15 protein-coding genes are annotated in these 16981 nt (G+C 40.3%); 1 reads left to right on the top strand and 14 read right to left on the bottom strand.

From position 1 onward, the window contains the following. Positions 1–26: 26 nt before the first annotated feature. From F7734_RS12825 to F7734_RS12770, 12 genes are all read right to left on the bottom strand, one after another. A complete protein-coding gene (locus F7734_RS12825) occupies positions 27–833 on the bottom strand; it encodes a DUF928 domain-containing protein (RefSeq protein WP_155745096.1) in 807 nt (268 codons plus the stop codon). Positions 834–1078: 245 nt separating this feature from the next. Beyond that, the gene (locus tag F7734_RS12820) at positions 1079–3382 is read right to left on the bottom strand and encodes a CHASE2 domain-containing protein (protein WP_155745095.1); all 2304 of its coding nucleotides are present in this window, start codon (positions 3380–3382) and stop codon (positions 1079–1081) included. Positions 3383–3595: 213 nt separating this feature from the next. Then, complete coding sequence (locus F7734_RS12815; RefSeq protein WP_347566187.1) at positions 3596–3889, bottom strand: PAS domain-containing protein; 294 nt, start codon at positions 3887–3889, stop codon at positions 3596–3598. Positions 3890–4069: 180 nt separating this feature from the next. After that, positions 4070–4231, bottom strand: a complete 162-nt coding sequence (gene rd / locus F7734_RS12810) for a rubredoxin (protein WP_155745093.1) — start codon at positions 4229–4231, stop codon at positions 4070–4072. Between the two features lie 105 nt (positions 4232–4336). Beyond that, positions 4337–6118 (bottom strand): M61 family metallopeptidase, encoded by a 1782-nt coding sequence (locus F7734_RS12805; RefSeq protein ID WP_155745092.1) that lies wholly within the window; start codon positions 6116–6118, stop codon positions 4337–4339. 590 nt (positions 6119–6708) lie between these two features. After that, entirely contained in the window at positions 6709–7392 is a 684-nt protein-coding gene (locus F7734_RS12800; protein WP_155745091.1) for a Crp/Fnr family transcriptional regulator, read from the bottom strand. A 62-nt stretch (positions 7393–7454) separates the two neighbouring features. Further along, complete coding sequence (locus tag F7734_RS12795; protein WP_155745089.1) at positions 7455–8747, bottom strand: pilus assembly protein PilB; 1293 nt, start codon at positions 8745–8747, stop codon at positions 7455–7457. A gap of 347 nt (positions 8748–9094) precedes the next feature. Next, on the bottom strand, positions 9095–10273 hold the full coding sequence (locus F7734_RS12790; protein WP_155745088.1) for a HetZ-related protein 2: 1179 nt from the start codon (positions 10271–10273) through the stop codon (positions 9095–9097). A gap of 655 nt (positions 10274–10928) precedes the next feature. Then, positions 10929–11660: a TIGR04283 family arsenosugar biosynthesis glycosyltransferase gene (locus F7734_RS12785; protein ID WP_155745086.1), complete on the bottom strand. Its 732-nt coding sequence runs from the start codon at positions 11658–11660 to the stop codon at positions 10929–10931. 85 nt (positions 11661–11745) lie between these two features. Then, positions 11746–12084 carry a carbon dioxide-concentrating mechanism protein CcmK gene (locus tag F7734_RS12780; RefSeq protein ID WP_155745084.1) on the bottom strand — a complete coding sequence of 113 codons (339 nt, stop codon included), beginning with the start codon at positions 12082–12084 and terminating at the stop codon, positions 11746–11748. A 151-nt stretch (positions 12085–12235) separates the two neighbouring features. Next, entirely contained in the window at positions 12236–12550 is a 315-nt protein-coding gene (locus F7734_RS12775) for a BMC domain-containing protein (protein WP_155745082.1), read from the bottom strand. Between the two features lie 99 nt (positions 12551–12649). Then, positions 12650–13921 (bottom strand): hypothetical protein, encoded by a 1272-nt coding sequence (locus F7734_RS12770; RefSeq protein ID WP_155745080.1) that lies wholly within the window; start codon positions 13919–13921, stop codon positions 12650–12652. Positions 13922–14043: 122 nt separating this feature from the next. Between F7734_RS12770 and F7734_RS12765 the strand changes: the two genes are divergently transcribed. Beyond that, positions 14044–14694 (top strand): RNA ligase family protein, encoded by a 651-nt coding sequence (locus tag F7734_RS12765; protein WP_155745078.1) that lies wholly within the window; start codon positions 14044–14046, stop codon positions 14692–14694. Between the two features lie 27 nt (positions 14695–14721). On the opposite strand, the gene F7734_RS12760 is transcribed toward F7734_RS12765, so the two are convergent. Beyond that, a complete protein-coding gene (locus F7734_RS12760) occupies positions 14722–15387 on the bottom strand; it encodes a response regulator transcription factor (RefSeq protein ID WP_155745076.1) in 666 nt (221 codons plus the stop codon). Positions 15388–15608: 221 nt separating this feature from the next. After that, positions 15609–16913 (bottom strand): sensor histidine kinase, encoded by a 1305-nt coding sequence (locus F7734_RS12755; protein ID WP_166481876.1) that lies wholly within the window; start codon positions 16911–16913, stop codon positions 15609–15611. Positions 16914–16981: the final 68 nt, after the last annotated feature.

The raw sequence follows: 16981 nt of genomic DNA, 5'->3' as shown, positions 1-16981 counted from the left end.
GAGAGAAGCTGGCGAACCCGTAACGGTCACTGCTTACTGGTCACTGTCACGCTGCCAACAATAGGTTCTTGTACAATTATTCCCAAGTTAACATTTTCAGCACTTAACAAATCCTTCCAAACATTCTGAAGGTTAGTATTTTGTGGTTCTTTCAAACGTAGTTGGGCTAATTCTGTTAGTGTCTCCAACCAAATACCTTGTTTGGCATAAACAGCAATTCTTTCTAGAGGTGTTTTTGCGGCACTTAGCTCCTTTTGCAGTTCCGGTGATGCTGAAACTCTCTGCACAACTCCAGTTAAAGAAGCTGGTGTTAGTGATTCGCTATTAGATGTTGCACTCGGGCAGTTAATATCTACATACCAACGATATTCTTTACCAACTGCCAAAGGTGGAAGATCTGACGGCAAACTTACACTAACAATACCCGGTGTTGCGTTTAATTTAAAACGAGTTCGATAAACGTCTATATCCCCATTTTGCAGGACAAACTCGCCGTCGTTAACTTCATTGGAAGTATAAGGAACGTAAATCCAGAGAGTAGGACGTTCTTGTACGGTCAATTTCAAGTTATGGCTACCTGCTAGGCGAGTCAGTGGAGGCTTATTTTTTTTTGCAAGACAATCGCCTCGGCTTCCCGTACCGTCATTTGTTGGAGGTGTTCCCCGATCGGGAGGATCGTTGTATGGTGGGATAAAGCGAATTTTTGATTGAGATGTGTTGTTTGTAATGATTTGGGTTTGTGCTTGTGAGGGTATGGAAACGAGATTCCAGCTACATATTACCCAAGACAGAATCAATAACCCTTTTAACTGTAATTTCTGTAATTCTTTCATTTTGGAATAATACCGCAAAGGGCTGGGCATTAGGCATGGGGCATTGTCCACGTGCAAAAACACGATTGAAATTAATTATGTCCAATTACCGACACTAAACTACAAATTTAAATTATCGCATTCCGGATGTGACTCCCTTTCCGCAATAAGATTGATCCTCTTCTCCTCTGTCCTCTGTGTCCTCTGCGCCTAGTAAGGTTCATTTAATTAAGAATCTTTAAACGAGATAGGAGTAGTTTTATTAATTAAGAATTTGTCTTATACCTTAAAGTATCAATAATTACTAAACCACTAGCAGTCACCATCAAAGCAAAAGCAGAAGGAACTAACGGTAACCATCCACCCTGTAGCACCAATAAGCTCCAACAACTGCCGTATAAAACCGTAACCGCGATCGCTTCTCCTAGTAAAATACTTGCAGGTGACCTAAAAGACCACGCCACTAGACCCCCAACGAATGACCAAAACCCAATCCATAAAACTTCTAGTGGTTTTGACAACCACCAAATTAAGGGTCTGCGATCCAATACACTGCTCAGAAGTTGACTGACCATATGTGCTTGGATTTCCAAACCAGTCAAACTTCGTACCGATCCCTGACCTCTACCAGAAATCGTGCGCCAGCGATGGTCGTTAAAACTAGGATCGGTTGTACCAATGAGAACGATACGATCTTTGGCTAAATCGGGATTGAATCGATCGCTCAGGACTTCTTGCATGGTAACTTTTTCAGCGATAGGTTCAGCAGCGCGGTAATTGAGCAATATTTGATAACCGCTAGCATTAATATTATGATAAAAACTCGTATTTCTTTCTAAAGTCTTAAAGACTGTTTGACCAATTCTTAAATAAGACTCCGACGTAAAACCGCTTTTAATTTTCTCTTGAAGTAAATAATGTGTAGCTAATTGCCAACTAAAAGCATAACTATTTTGACATGGCTTGGCATTACTCACTGCCAAGAGATGGCGGCGGAGAACATCATCAAAGTCTATGACAACATTATTAAAGCCTTGATGATTGTTTGAAACTTCTTTTGGAGCAGCAACACCCGGATTGCCATACTTACAGATAGCAAAAAAACTACTATTTTTCAGAGCGATCGCTAAGTCTTTGTTCTTTGCGCTTACAGGTATTTCACGATATATATCCAAACCAATAGCTCGCGGTTGCGATCGCTCTAATTTAGCTAACAACTGTGTCAACGAGCGTTCGGATAGGGAAGCAGCACCTCGTTCTGTAACAGGTTGAGATTGCACGTCTTGTTCGGTAATAGTAACAAGTAAAAGCCGCTCATCTTTTCCCTCATTGGGTCGCAATTGCATCAATTGGTCATAAGCTTGCAGTTCCCAGGATTGCAGAAAACCTAGCGTTCTCATTCCAACGGTCAAACAGGTCACTAAAAGACTCGCCACCGTTACCGCTTTTATAGGAAGGAAATTCACGCGAGTTTCAGGAGTTGGGATTTGTTGGTTAACCCAATGGCGATTGAAAACAGCTTGATATATTGGGTTTTTTACAACTAACTGACCCTGTTGCTGGTGTACTAACCCAGATAAACGTAATTCCAAATGCTCGCAATTATTTTTTGCCGGGATTTTGCCTCGTTTTAAAATTAGTAAATATAGGTGTAGTAACTTTTGCTGAGAACGAGAGCGTAAAATGCGATCGTGAATGGTTCTCAAGTGTTCTGGCTGGTCGTAAGATTCCCAATCATTAATAATTCGCGATCGTACTAATTGACCAATTGATTCGGGAGTTTGTATTTCTGGTTCTTGAGAAATCAGCCAACATATTTTTTGCGTTAGAAAAGGTTGTCCGCCACTCCAGTAAAGAATTTCCTTTAAAACAGCTTCAGGATGACTCACTTTGTCAAGTAATCCCTCAATTAAAGCCGCACTTTCATGAAATTGAAACCCTTTCAATTCAATAGCCCGACCAATATTAAAAGGTGTTGCAAATTCATCTTTAATCAGATCTGAAGGTGTTGCTACTCCCAAAAGTACAAAAGAAAGCCTTCTATACTCTGGCTTAGTTGCACGTTTATCATAACAATTACGAATCAAAGCAAAAAATTCATCGGTAGAAAAACTTAAACTAAGAACGCTATCTATTTCATCAATAAAAATAATAATTTTTTTATCAATTTGCTTTAATAAAATGGTTTCAATAAACTCTCCTAAACGTTGTATTGGCGATAAATCATTTTGTTCGCGTTGCCAATTACGACGGTTTACTTTTAGTTCAAACCCACTGATTAACTCCTGAATAATACCTCCATACCATTGCTGTGGTGTAATCTGTTGGCTACCAATTCCACTGAGTTCAATTTCTGCACAGCACATTCCTTGTTCGTGCAGCTTAAACATGGTATGAATTCTGAGGGAAGATTTACCCATTTGGCGTGAATTGAGGACATAACAATATTCACCCACGAGTAGAGCATTGTAGAGATCAAAATCTGCTTCTCTCTCAATATAGGTAGGAGCATTGGGAGGCAAACTTCCCCCTATTTGATATTTGTATTCAGAGTGGGGTACATTGCTCATCAAGAATTTTCCTCAAACAACAAGTTATAGTAATAACGATAACCCCAACATTTATCAAAAAAAACTCCTGACCTTAAACCCCCAATCTTCCCCAATTTATCTGAATTTTTACGAACATATTAGTAAGTCGGTGCAAATAATCTAAGAAATAACTGGTCACTGGTTACTGGTCAGGTGGTCACTGGTGAAAGCTCGGCAACAATCACAATTAATTCAGATGGGTGGTGAACGCACCTCAACTAACCTTGCGGTATAGTTGAGGATTCTTTCGCTATACAGTCCTTTCAAAGCCCAACGACTCATTGTAACAATGGCAGTACCATCTTTCTTTGTCCGAACCAATTCCCCTTGCCAACGCCCGGTGCTAAACAATTCAGCTTCAATTTCTTCTATTGGTTGGGGGAATTTGATTGGCAACAGGGTGTAAGAGTTTTTTCCTAAGGATTCTTCTTTCGTCCAGCCATAGATCTCCCACGCACCCTGATTCCAAAAGGTAAAATGCAGCACAGCAGACTCCGCAGAGCAAAACTGGCTTGAGACGGGAGGCGGAGCCTCTCTTAAGGCATTCCCAGCCTGAGGCTGGGAACGAGGTGAGGGGTCTGACTCCTCATTTGCCAGTTGTATCCTTAAAGAAGTCGGGGATTTAGTTTTCTTAGAAATGATTTAGGACTGTTATATAAGTAATTCTTATTCTTCCGGTTCAAAATCTTCTTTTCTTGCACCACAAACCGGACATATCCAATCTTCTGGGATGTCTTCAAATGCTGTTCCCGGTTCTATACCACTGTCTGGATCTCCTATTTCCGGATCGTATACATACCCGCATATAGTACATATATACTTTTCCATTGTATCCCTCCTCCATACTTTGTTTGTTATTGGCTCAATCTTAGTTCACAGTTTCTAATTCGTAATTCGCAATTATTAATTTAATTACGAATTACGAATGAAAAATTACAAATTATTAAGAGTTGTGCCTAACCAACCACTAAAGTTTTTCTTTTGGATGGTAGATGGTTTTTCTTGCTGTTTGACTTGATACTTACTAGGACGTGGAAGAGCCAAAGTCACAGGGAGGGTGCGAAGTTCTTCATGATGAAAAACTGTGACTTGGATGGTATCGTTTGGTTGGTAATCTTTGAGCCTTTCGCACAAGTCATTTGCTGTTATCCGCAAACCATCAATAGCCAGCAATTCATCTCCAGCATCGATTCCGGCTAATTGTGCGGGAGAGCCAGCTTCTACAAACTTGATGATTTCTCGCCCGCGATCGCTACTGACTCTTATACCTAAATACGGTTCCTCCTCAGTTTCTACAACCAGTTGCAAGCCAAAGGGTTCTAAATACTCTCCGAAAGGTAAGTCTTCTGTATCATCAATGTAGCGTTTAAAGAAATCAGATAAATCGACTCCAGCCACAGACTCAATAACTTCCTGCAATTGTTCTGGAGTGTAACCAATTTCATCTTTGCCAAATTGATGCCACATTTTGACCATGACATCATCAAGTGAGGTCTGATTTCCATTACGCGCACGAATCAGCAAATCCAGTAGTAAAGACACCAATTCTCCTTTGAGATAGTAGGAAATTTGGGAATTACCACTGTTTGCATCTTGACGGTAAAGTTTAATCCAAGCGTCAAAACTCGATTCCGACAGAGGTTGTACTTTCCGCCCTGGTGTGGTTTCATAACGAGTAATTTCCTTGCTCAAATTACTGAGAAAGGATTTGGCGTCATAAATTCCTGCCCTGAGGGGTATCAGTAAGTCATAGTAACTTGTTGTCCCCTCACAGAACCACAAAGAAGGCGTGTAGTTTTCTCGATCGTAGTCAAAAACTTCCAATTCTTGGGGACGAATACGCTTGACGTTCCACAAGTGGAAGAACTCATGGGCGACTAGTTGCATGAAGCGCTCGTATTTGTCGCGATCGCGAAATCCAAACCTCTGATATATGAGCGAAGAACAATTTTTATGCTCCAAACCACCATGTGCCTGGTTAAATAGATGCAGCAGAAACACGTATTTTTGATACGGTAATCCACCAAACATCTTTGCTTCTGTACTGACAATTTTTTTCAGATCTGCAATCATTTGCTGGACGTGAAAATTGCCCTTACCCCAGATAGCTAGTTCGTGGGGCTTTCCCAAAACATCAAATTGATATAACTGGTGGTTACCAATTTCAAAAGGATTATCTACGAGAGTATCAAAATCTGAAGCATAAAAAGAATTTTCTTTTTCCGGAACTGGAGGTAGTGCTGTAGTCACCCGCCAGTCTGGGCGTGGTGGTACAACAGTTACCTCAATTGGGTATTTTTCCCAACCTGGTATTCTAAAAAACAAGGCTGCACCATTAAAATATCCATGACTACCGTCTAAGTGATTTGTCCTTACTGTTAGCTCGTTAGCAAAAATTCGGTAAAAAATGGTCACGTTTGATGCACCATTCGTCTCGATTTGCCAATGATTTTTACTAATTTTCTGCCAGAGCAACGGCTTGTCTTGAGTCAAAGCAGCAAAATCTTGCAAATGTCTGGCGTATTCCCGTACTAAATACGAACCAGGAGTCCATACAGGAAATTTCAAGTCCAAAACCGGAGATGGGTAGCCTACAATTTGTAGAGTCACCTCAAACAGATGTGCTTCTGGTTGGGGCATCGCTACCTGATAATGAATTGTCGGGACGGTCTGCTGCTGATAAGTATTGCTCTGCAGTACAGTTGCTTTAGTCATCAGTGGTTGTGTGTTAGGAGATCTAGGTACTAGCGACAAATGACTAGTTAATAGTCATTAGTCAACAATCAATGGTCAACAGTCAATAGCTTTAAGTAAAAAGTACTGCTTACCAATACAGTAATCACTACTTTTCACTTGGTAAAATCAATTACTTTCTACCATTAATAGCACTACTTCAAGAATAAACATGATTTAGCGAGAATATGACCCTTTTAGTGGTCTTAATTAATACATCTGTTAACTGATAGATATTGTGGGATATAAAAACGGGCGAGACATCATTACTATAAGAAAATCTATAGCTAAGAAAGCTCAGAAAATTTAATTTACCTGAAAATTTGTACACCTGAAAATTTGACTATTATATTGCAAGAAATAGAAAAAAGCTATCATTTTATTTAAACGACAGCTATGCTGTAGGGTAGAGCGTGCATAAATGTGACCAATTTAAGGATTTCTTAATAATATATCTACGCATATATTTTGTCTCATTACTAAATACACTCAATTAAAAATTATACCTCTTTTATTCTGCCTTCAGCATAGCTGCCCTCTGGCTTTCTTCGTTAAAATTTTGCTATTTGCTACTATACTTTGCCTGCCAAGTTTACCAACTGTTTCAAATTGGCTAAATAAATGCTCTGATTTGTCTTATCGATTTTAATCCAGCCTTTTTCGTGTAGTTTTTCCATAATTTTTGTGGTGTCTTCAACACTAATTTCTGTGACATCTGCTAAATCTTTGAAAGGAATGTTATATATTTCTTTTCCCTTGTCTAGAGACTGACCATAACTCTCACCCAAGGTGACAAGAGTGTGAGCTAACTTGACAGCTGGGGGTGCAGAACGCATTTGCAAGCGGACATTAATTTGTCTGAGTCGCCGCACCATGAGTTGCAGCATTCGATGATGTAATTGTGGATCTTTAAATAATATTTGAATAAAGCGTTCTCTAGAAATACTGAGCAACTTTACAGGCGAAAGAGCAATAACATCAGTTGAGCGAGGGGATTCATCTAAAATTGCCATTTCACCAAAAAAATCGCCCCGACCCAAAATCGCTATAGCGACAGAATCCTCACCTACTGTACGCCGAACTTTAACCCAACCGGAAACCAGAAAATAAAGTGCATTACCCCAAGCATCTTCCATGAGAACAGCTCTTCCTGCTGGATATTCGCGATCGGTAGCAACAGAGAGCAGCCATTCTATAGTTTGGGGGTTGGCAGTGCTCATTAAAGGAAACAGTTCACTAAAAACCTCAGTCTGCATGAAAATATATCTTTAAATAAAATGTTAGTTGTTAGTTGTTATTGGTTAGTGGTTGAAGACAACTACTGGCTATCCTTTCTCTTTTCTTTTTTTGGTGGTAGTGGTTCTGGAATATCTGTCAGTACCTTGAGCTGTAGATCTAAATTTTCCAGCATTTGTTTTAAGCTATTGAGAGCCTCTTGTTGTCCGTTGTTGAGATTGGAATTAAAAGTAAGGCGTCCTTGGAGTTCGCGTAACTTGAACTTTAATTGCTGAGAAATTCCCACTGCATCACGGCTCAAACGCGCTAATTGTTGCTGTTGATAAAATTTTAAGGCTGCTCCTCGCAACACTTGTAATGTTGCCTCTTCACCATACATTCCGGGCATGACGCGCAAGCGCAGTAACAAGCGATTTTGTTGATAAAGGCATTCCTTCTCGACCTGTTTTGGTTCTACAACCGTAGTCATGGGTAGAGACGCAAAACGCTTTAATTCATTCAGGACTCCTTGAAAGACAGAGAGAGGCACTTTTTCTAACACAGACTGCAATACTCCATTTTCACTCCAGAGTATTCTGCCGTGGTAAGGTCTTCTCTCCAAGTACAAACGACCTATTCCGTCTGATAAAACTCGTCCTAGTAACTGTTCTAGTAATTTTCTGGGGGGTAATGTCGCTAATTCCTCAACTGGACTGAGAGTATCAAGGCTGGGCAAGTGCAAAACATATACGTTAGGAGGGTGCTCTGTCCTAGCCACATCCCTTTCCTTATTTTCTTGAGTAGGGCTGGGGCTTTCATCGTGGGGCGTTGGTGCCAAACCTTCCGATTCATTAAAGGTTGAATACCCAAACTGCCAAACAGTATCGCCATTGTGTACCATTTGTGCGTGAGTATGTGTTTTATCTAACCGTCTTTCTGGCGTTTCAGGAATGATACTGTTAACTGGTGTATCGGAGTTATTCGCGATCGCAGCCGGTTTTTTTTCTTGAGCAACGTCTTCCCAAGATTTTGGCATTGGTCTGCCCGCAGTCGCCCCTGTATTTTTATGATTTAGGTATGCTGAGAGTATGGTGCGGTGAGTATCGCCGTTGATAGGCTGAGTTTCCATGGTGCAATTGATGTATGGCAGTATGCGGTTGACATAATCTATAGCCGCATTGTCTTGGGGATTCACCATTCCCAGTACCAAATTGTTGTCTTTTATGTTAAAGGGCAAAATCTGGTGATACAGACACGCTTCAAAGGACAAGGTACTTTCAATCAACCGAAAGATTTGCTCTCGGTCTAGTCCTTGTTCCGACTGATTTTGTGTGCTGGGTAGCACTTGCTTACCACTTACTGCGGTATCAGCTGGTTTACCCTCTGAAGACAACATACGGTTTTGATGCTAGATGTTTCTATATATCCTATACTGCCCACAACTAAGTTGGCAGTAAACAGAATACGATCCTAGAGTAAAAAAAGTTAAATAAATCACTAAGAGTGGCGCGTCCAGACTCAAGTGGTGTGTTGTTAGATGGACAATACCAGCTGACAACTTGTATACACCATTTTCGAAATGGACGCGCCACCGAAGATGACTTTTTTACTAAGTAGCTTGCGTTAAGTCAACACGCAATTACTAAACTCAATTTGTGACTCAAGTCAATAAAATCAATTTTTTTCCCTTAATGATTCCCATATCCATAATGATAGTGTGGTGATTGGCTCAAATTTAAACACTCATTCAGCTTGGGTTCTCATACCTTGAGCTATCAAGTAGACTTTCGTCCATTCACCCATAGCTTGATGGGTCTTAATTTTTAATTGTTGAGCTATTTCCTCTACAGAACGACCTGCTTTTCGCAACTCCAGTATCTGGCGCTGTACTGCGGTTAATTTCTCTTGCAATCGATCCCATTGCTTTGGTGTCAAACCCAAATTGTGTTCTTCTAAAGAAGTTGACAACCAGCCATCTACCAGTTCTGGCTTATCTTTCAGCGCAAAGACACGGACTGCGTGGTAGCTGATTTTTTCTCTCAGTCGGTAGATTTCTTTAATGGGTTTGTTGAGTTGTTTGGCGATCGCATCTTGTGACTTCCCTTCTAGGTAAAGATGCAGCCACGCCACAGCTTCTTGTCCGAGATGCTCTTGCAGGTAAGTTTCAAATTCCTGCTTCACAGCTTGACGTAGAGTTTGTTGTTCCTCTGCTTCTTGTGCTTCTTGATACTCTATAATTGCTTGAGTATCTACCAAGTTCACGCGGTTATCGCTGTCATCTGTGAGAATTTCTTCTGAAACCAGCCTAACTAAGTCACTGCTTGGCACTTGAGTTAAGCCACCACGCTGAGTCCGTCTCAAATAGTTCACAAAACGATATACGAGCAATGGTTGATTCCGTACTGGTCGCAAACAATACTCTTCCACACTGGCAAACAATAGGGCATTTTTTAATCTGTCATCAGTGGTGCATTCCCCAATGGAAAGCATTTGCTGTTGCATATAGTTATCACTTTGCAATAATTCTTGGATAACTTCTTGCAACACGTCTAACACTGTCCGTTGGCGATCCCGGCTTAAGGCAACCCAAGTCTGAATTTTGTTACGTAATGTTACCAGACTGCCCAACCGAGTTATCAAGTTGCGATAAGCACGCTCCCTGGCAATACCCAAGTAACGTTGACGCAAAATCCGATAGCGGTACTCCATTGCTTGCTGAGCAATCTCTAACTCCTTTGCGGAGAGTACCTCAAATCGTTGCAAGTCACTTCCTAAAAGCCAATCAACGATACTTTCCCTATTGACAAGATTTTGTTCTGGGCACTCATCAGCTAACCGATTTCGCCAATAATGTGCCAGTTTTTCCGCCTCCAATGCCATAGTGAGATTGCGCTCCTCGAAACCCTGTTTTAAAGTTTGCATCACAACCCCCTTTTTTCCCACTTAACTTGTTCACTGGCAGTTGCCCCTGATAAAATCATGTCCGTCATAAACTAAGCGCGTCTCTACTTTGTATTACGTTCTAGTTGACTGGAGTTATGCAGAAAGCTTTATCTCTTGAAGCATCTTTGTCTAGCTCAAATCACGGAAAAACCTGTTTTCTAGACCTTTATTGGCTTTACAAAAATTTACATTTTGTTAAACCACAGCAGGTGCTTTCAACTTAGAAAACCGTTTTTATAACAACATACTAGGTATGCACGGTATATCTGATGAGGGTCTTGGAAGAACTGGCATTTTACACCCGCTCTCGTAGCGCGAAGATAACTCATCCCGTCTAGACGCGGTTTTGCCAATATCTGTTTCATAAAAAAGGGAACAGGGAACAGGGAATGCTGTTCCGAGTCCTGTGCATTTGGGAAGAAAAAACCCCACTTCTATAAGTCATTCGCTTTAAGCGGGGTTTAAATCACCGCTTAAAACATTTCACCGTTAAGGGTTCCCTCGTTAATAAAATTGCCTCATCTTACTGTGTACCGTATTGATAGTTTTTATACCGTAACTTAAGCAACCAGTGTATTTAGGGTTACTTAGGGATTATACCACCGATCGGAAGCTTCCATGCCTTAATGGTCAACTAACGAATCTCCTCATAGAATCGTTTGAGGTATTGAGGCGAAACACCAAAACCCCAAAGGAAGCCAATATAAAGATATATGGCTGTCGCTTTAAAAAATCCCCAATGTGCTACACGGCGATCGCTACTTTGAACAATTCGGTTCAGCAAACAAATTCTTCCCCGTTGTACCAACTTCAAGCACAAGTCAGCTTCTTCCATAATAGGGAGATTGCTATCAAAACCCCCGCATTCCCAAAAATCAGTACGACGTACAAATATAGCTTGATCCCCAAACAACAAACGCAATCCTCGAACAAACAAATGCGGGCGGAAAAGCAGTGGTGCGTAATAAGTTTTCAAAAAATTGTGTAGCGTCACACCCCAACGGGTGGTTTTATCTCCTGCCATCAGGGAAATAAAACCACCAGCAGTCACAGATTTATCTGCCAATGTCTTCTCAATCAGAGTCACAAGGTCATCACACACTAAAGTGTCAGCGTGTACAAAGCATAAATAATCCCCAGAGGCTATCTTTCCACCCTGGTTCATTTGTGCAGCACGTCCGCATTTCTGAGCAATCAGGACAGAAGCCCCTGCTTGTTCGGCTATAGCAACGGTGCCATCAGAACTTCCACCATCAACAACCAGCACTTCAAGTGCAGGTGGCGTTAACAGACTCAGATGGCGCAGAGTACGTCCCAAGCACTTTGCTTCATTTAAAGTCGGGATAATAATAGAGACTTTAGACATAAAATTAGTCCTTAGTCCTTTGTCCTTAGTCCTTTGTCCTTGGTAACTTTTGACCAATGACAAATGACCAATGACAAATGACAAATTATCTTCTTACTATTGGATTTTCTACTGCTTGTCGGTACTGTTCGACTTGTTCTGTATAACCAATAGGTAGAACAGCTTCAACGTTTTCATGAGGACGCGGAATAATAACCCATGATTCCAGAGTACCGCCATGAACCTTTTCCACAGCATCAATACCAGCTGCCATAGACGTTTTTACTTCTTGAACATCACCCCGTATATTAACTGTAAAACGAGCGCTACCCACTCTTATATAACCAACGAGGGTGACCCGACCTGCTTTCACCATCGCATCTGCTGCCGCAAGTACGGCAGGAAAACCTTTAGTTTCAATCGATCCAACTGCCTGTAGTGGCATTGGTTATCTCCTATATTAATAAACTTATCTGGCGCAACAAAATTATTGTACGAATGTTTCTACCTATTTTGATAGGTTTTCTTTTAGCTGGCTGGAAGAAAGCGCCAAAGACAGCTATGCTGAAGCAGAAGAAAAATCCTTCTCTGCCTTCTTAAGAAACACGGAAGGGTTCCGATTTTGTAGTAAAGTGTATGGGCAAAACACTTTCCACGTTTTCTGGGGGATTGGGAACGATGTAGTAGGTAATAACCTTACCACCATTAGATTGTTCGTTACCTGCGGCAATACCTGCTGCAACTGCTCTTTCTACCTCAGCTGTATCTCCACGAACTGCAACCAACAATCGAGCACTTTCTGCTAGACCGTAATATACAAGGGTAACTGCTGCTGCTTTCACCATTGCATCGGCTGCCGCAAGCACAGCAGGAAAACCTTGAGTCTCAATAACCCCAACTGCCATTGGCATGACTTTACACTCCAAGATTAAGTAGTCATTGTAAAACTCATCTTACTGGAAAAGAGGGAGTAGGGAGTAGGGAGTAGGGAGTAGGGAGTAGGGTGAAGTTCACTTCTTTACCAAAATATAAGCTGTTGCATACTCGGGAAGTTGCCTGATATTGCGTTCGAAATCTGTTCTCCCCTGGAAAATACCTGCTAAGAAATCGAGTTGATGAAGATTGGGTAAAAACGCTCCGCCTGTATCCGCAATAATTCCCAGTTTTAATTGTTTGCGCCCACCTTGAAGGTATTCAAGAGCAACAACTTTTCCCAAACCAATATTAAGGATATCTCCAGCAAAAGTAACTCCGGGAGAAATAGAAATTTTTGCATCTATTTTGTATCCATAGCCTTTAATAGCATCGACTTCCCTAAAATACCAATAGCGCTTTTGTGCTCTGGCTACTGCACCTCGAATATAAGGAATTCCATTATTTCGATCTACGTTAAACAGTGCTTCAGAACCATCGTTAAATTTAATAAGTATCGTTCCCTCCATGAGAGCTTCTTCCAAACCCTGTCGGGTTAAATAGGCAAGGGTCTCGACCTTACCAAATTCTTTACCTCCTGGTTCGTAAATACCTGACAACACATCTTGCTTGGTATATTTAGTATAGAAATTATCTGTCACTAAATTATCTTTTAAACTATAAATAGCTGTATTGAAAGTTCGGGTTTTCTTACGAGAGCCTGGATGAATAAAAACAGCATATTTTGTGAGTCTCACTCGTCTCTGACCGGGATTTTCTGGATTATAAGCAGACCATTTTATAACCTGAAAATGAGTATTGATAAAATTCGGGTCTTGTAACCTTGTAGCTCGCTTATTCTTAATATCTTCCTGTAAAACACCAATCATGAAGTCCAGAGTTTTGAGAGCATCTTGTACGGTAATCCCTTGGGTCTCTAGCAATCCCGGTCTTTGAATATTTGGATCTTCTGTAGCATAGTCTTCAAAATACTTTCTCGTATTTGAGAGAGTTGCTAATAAATCGGTTTGATTAAAATCAACTTTAACAGTTGGTAGTTTTCCCCGTGTAAACACGCGCTCGCCAGAAACTTTAAATTTATCTTTTTGTAACTCATCAATCACTTGATAAGTCTTTGGTGCAATTGTGGGTTCTTTCGTTGATGGAGTACTTTGCTTACCTTGCTGGATCGAGGATTGGGAAACCAGAAAATTATTGTGAATTGAGGCGAGATTTTGTGAAGCTAAATTTTGTTGGGCAATTGGTTGAATTTTTGACTGAGTATAGAGATAATGACTAGCTAAACAAACAAGTAATGAAGTGGCAAAGCCTATTGCTATGCGGAATATTCGGTTAGAGAGGATAGGCATAAGTTGAAGAATCGATTTCCTTTAGCTACAATTGTCTGTTACATATTGTATATCTCAGCTTCCGGTTTAAAACCAAAAATCCGGGATAATACTTGTGCTATCGCATTTCGGTTAGTTACAATATGGCTCAAATCAAGCTTGCGTATCCCAAAATTCCCGACAGTAAAAACTGCCCTTTTAAGCAATGTATCGCTTTTGAGAAGTACGACGGCACTAATCTACACTGGGTTTGGGATTCCGAACTAGGCTGGTATGCCTTTGGTACGCGACGTGACAGATTTGACCTAGATGAAATGGGTATTAGAGACTTTAATACCGCTCATCCCGGTTTAGAGGAAGCACCTGGCATTTTTTTAAGAGACTTTGGGAATTCACTTACAACTATTTTCCACAACAATCCACAATATCATTGCCCGGAAATCACTGTTTTCACTGAATTTTTTGGAGCTTCATCATTTGCAGGAATGCACAAAAAGGAAGATTCAAAACAGCTTATCCTATTTGATGTGCAAACCGACAAAGGCTTGATTGAACCGGAGAAATTTATTAAAGATTTTAAGGAATTAAACATGGCAAAAATTATTTATCGAGGCAAACTCACTGGAAAATTCATTGATGATGTTCGTGAAGGAAAGTACAATGTAGCCGAAGGAGTTATCTGTAAAGGAGGTAAAAGTAGTGAAGATTTATGGATGGTTAAAATTAAGACAAATGCTTACCTAAAAAGGCTTCAAGAAGCTTTTAAAGACGATTGGAAAAATTACTGGGAATAATTAAAATAACAAGTTATTGGTCATTGGTCACTGGTCACTGTTAAAAGAATTGGCAAAGATAGCCGCTTGAGTTCTATCGCGTAAATTTAACCGACTCAGAATACTTGTAACGTGATTTTTTACAGTTCTTTCTGAAATATAGAGAGACTCAGCTATTTCCTTGTTATTAGCACCAAGAGCAATTAAATGCAACACTTCTCTTTCTCTAGGAGTTAATTCAGCAAATTTAGGCGGAGGACTTGGAGGTTTGGGGGTTGAAAGTTGTTGTAAGGGAGTGAAAACTTTTTCAAATAGCCCCGGTCCTAAATGAGTATGCCCCAAATAAACCGAACGAATTGCATTTGCTAATGGTTCTAAAGGAGTGTCTTTTAATAAATAACCTCTTGCTCCAAATCGCATAGCTTGAGCTACATATTCATCATCATCAAATGTTGTTAATACTAGAACTTTAACAATAGGAAAACGTTGACAAATCACTTGAGTCGCCGCTACACCATCCATCACAGGCATGCGAATATCCATCAATACTAAATCTGGCTGTTGAGAACTTTTATAAGACATTTCAACAAATGCGATCGCACTTTCACCATCTTCTGCTTCCCCCACAATTTGAAAATCAGGTTTTAACTCCAACAAGCTTTTTAAACCTTGACGAATAATAATTTGGTCATCTACTAGTAACAGGCGAATCATGGGATTTTGGATTTTAGATTTTGGATTTTGGATTTTGAACTGTAGACTTTGAATGTGAGAGGTCATTTATAAAGTAGGTTGGGTTGAGGAACGAAACCCAACATTGAATTGAATTGTTGGGTTTCGTTCCTCAACCCAACCTACGATGTCTTAATGTTTACTTTATAAATTGAGTACAAGCCATTGTAAAAATTCATGTAGTTTTCAATGCCCAATGCCTATTAATAAGGTAATGAAGCCGTTATACAACAACCTTCACCCGGTTTGCTATCAATATAAAATTGACCTCCTAACGCCAATGTTCGTTCCCTCATTCCCTGTATGCCAAATCCAGTTGTATTTTGGTGTGGGTTAAAGCCCTTACCATTATCATAAATCTCTAAACTTAGTAAACTTACGGTTACTTGTATATTAATTTTGACATGAGTGGCAGCGCTGTGTTTTGCGGTATTTGTCAGGGCTTCTTGAACAATACGATAACTTGCTGTACAAACTTCAGCAGGTAAAGATGAAGATAAGTTAAAGATACAATTTGGAGTAATCCCAGTTCGACGCTGAAAATCCACAAATAAAACTGTCAGCGCAGACTCTAAAGATTTTCCATAAAGAGGGTCACAGCGTAATGTAGCGACGGACACCCGTACTTCTTTAAGAGCATTGCTACCCAATTGTTTTGCTTCTATCAAAAAAGTTTTGGCTTTTTCAAGATTAGATTGTAGAAATACCAAAGCATTCTCTAATTGGATGCTCTGCGCCGTGAGTGAGTGGCCCAGTGAATCATGAATTTCACGAGCAATACGGTTGCGTTCCTGTAAAGTTGCCTGATCCTCAATGCGAAGAGCATATTCTCGGAGTTTTTGGTGGGCGTTAGCTAACTTTTCCCGACTTTGGCGTTCTGCAAGCAAGGCGTTTACTAACAATAACACAAAAACTAGTACCAAACCAAACATTAACCCTGAATTTAATGCCAAGTGCCAAATTAAAGTTCTAAAATCTCCATCTGGTATTGATTTTTGTATCAAGACTGCTGTATGCGGGGGAATTTTGGAGAGTGGTGCTCGTACAAAATACACATTTCGTAATGGTAGCAACCAAATGAAAACAAAAGATAGAAAAGCTATACCTGCTACCAGCAAGCGTCCGCTTAATTGAAAAAGCAAGCAACTGCGAATAACGAGAATCAACAGAAGTGCGGGTGAAAAACCCATGACTCGACCACTCATGACAATCGCTAAAAAAATTAGTCCAAACTCAAACCCCGTATAAAGTATTTTGACAATTAAGGATCTAGCAGTTGGTAACCACAAACCTACTATTCCAAAGCTAGCAATGCATAAAAATAATGGCAGTCGATCTTGGGAAGAAATGGGAGGAGGTAGAAATGCTGGATGTGGAACTTCTACTAAGGGGAACTCCACTAGAAGCGCCATGCCTAAAAGTATCCACTCAAGATAGAGTAGTAAGCGAAAGGGGTGAGGCTTGGGCTGAATCAGATGTCGCAAAACAGCAATTCTAGTTTTTTTCACTCTGCAAGACAAGATTTTGTAATTAATATATAAATTTTATTTGATTTTTGAAACACACCGAAGGTTGG

This window comes from Scytonema sp. UIC 10036 (genome assembly GCF_009725235.1).
Note: the sequence above shows the minus strand (reverse complement) of the source record. Positions and strands in the feature narration are given on the sequence as shown.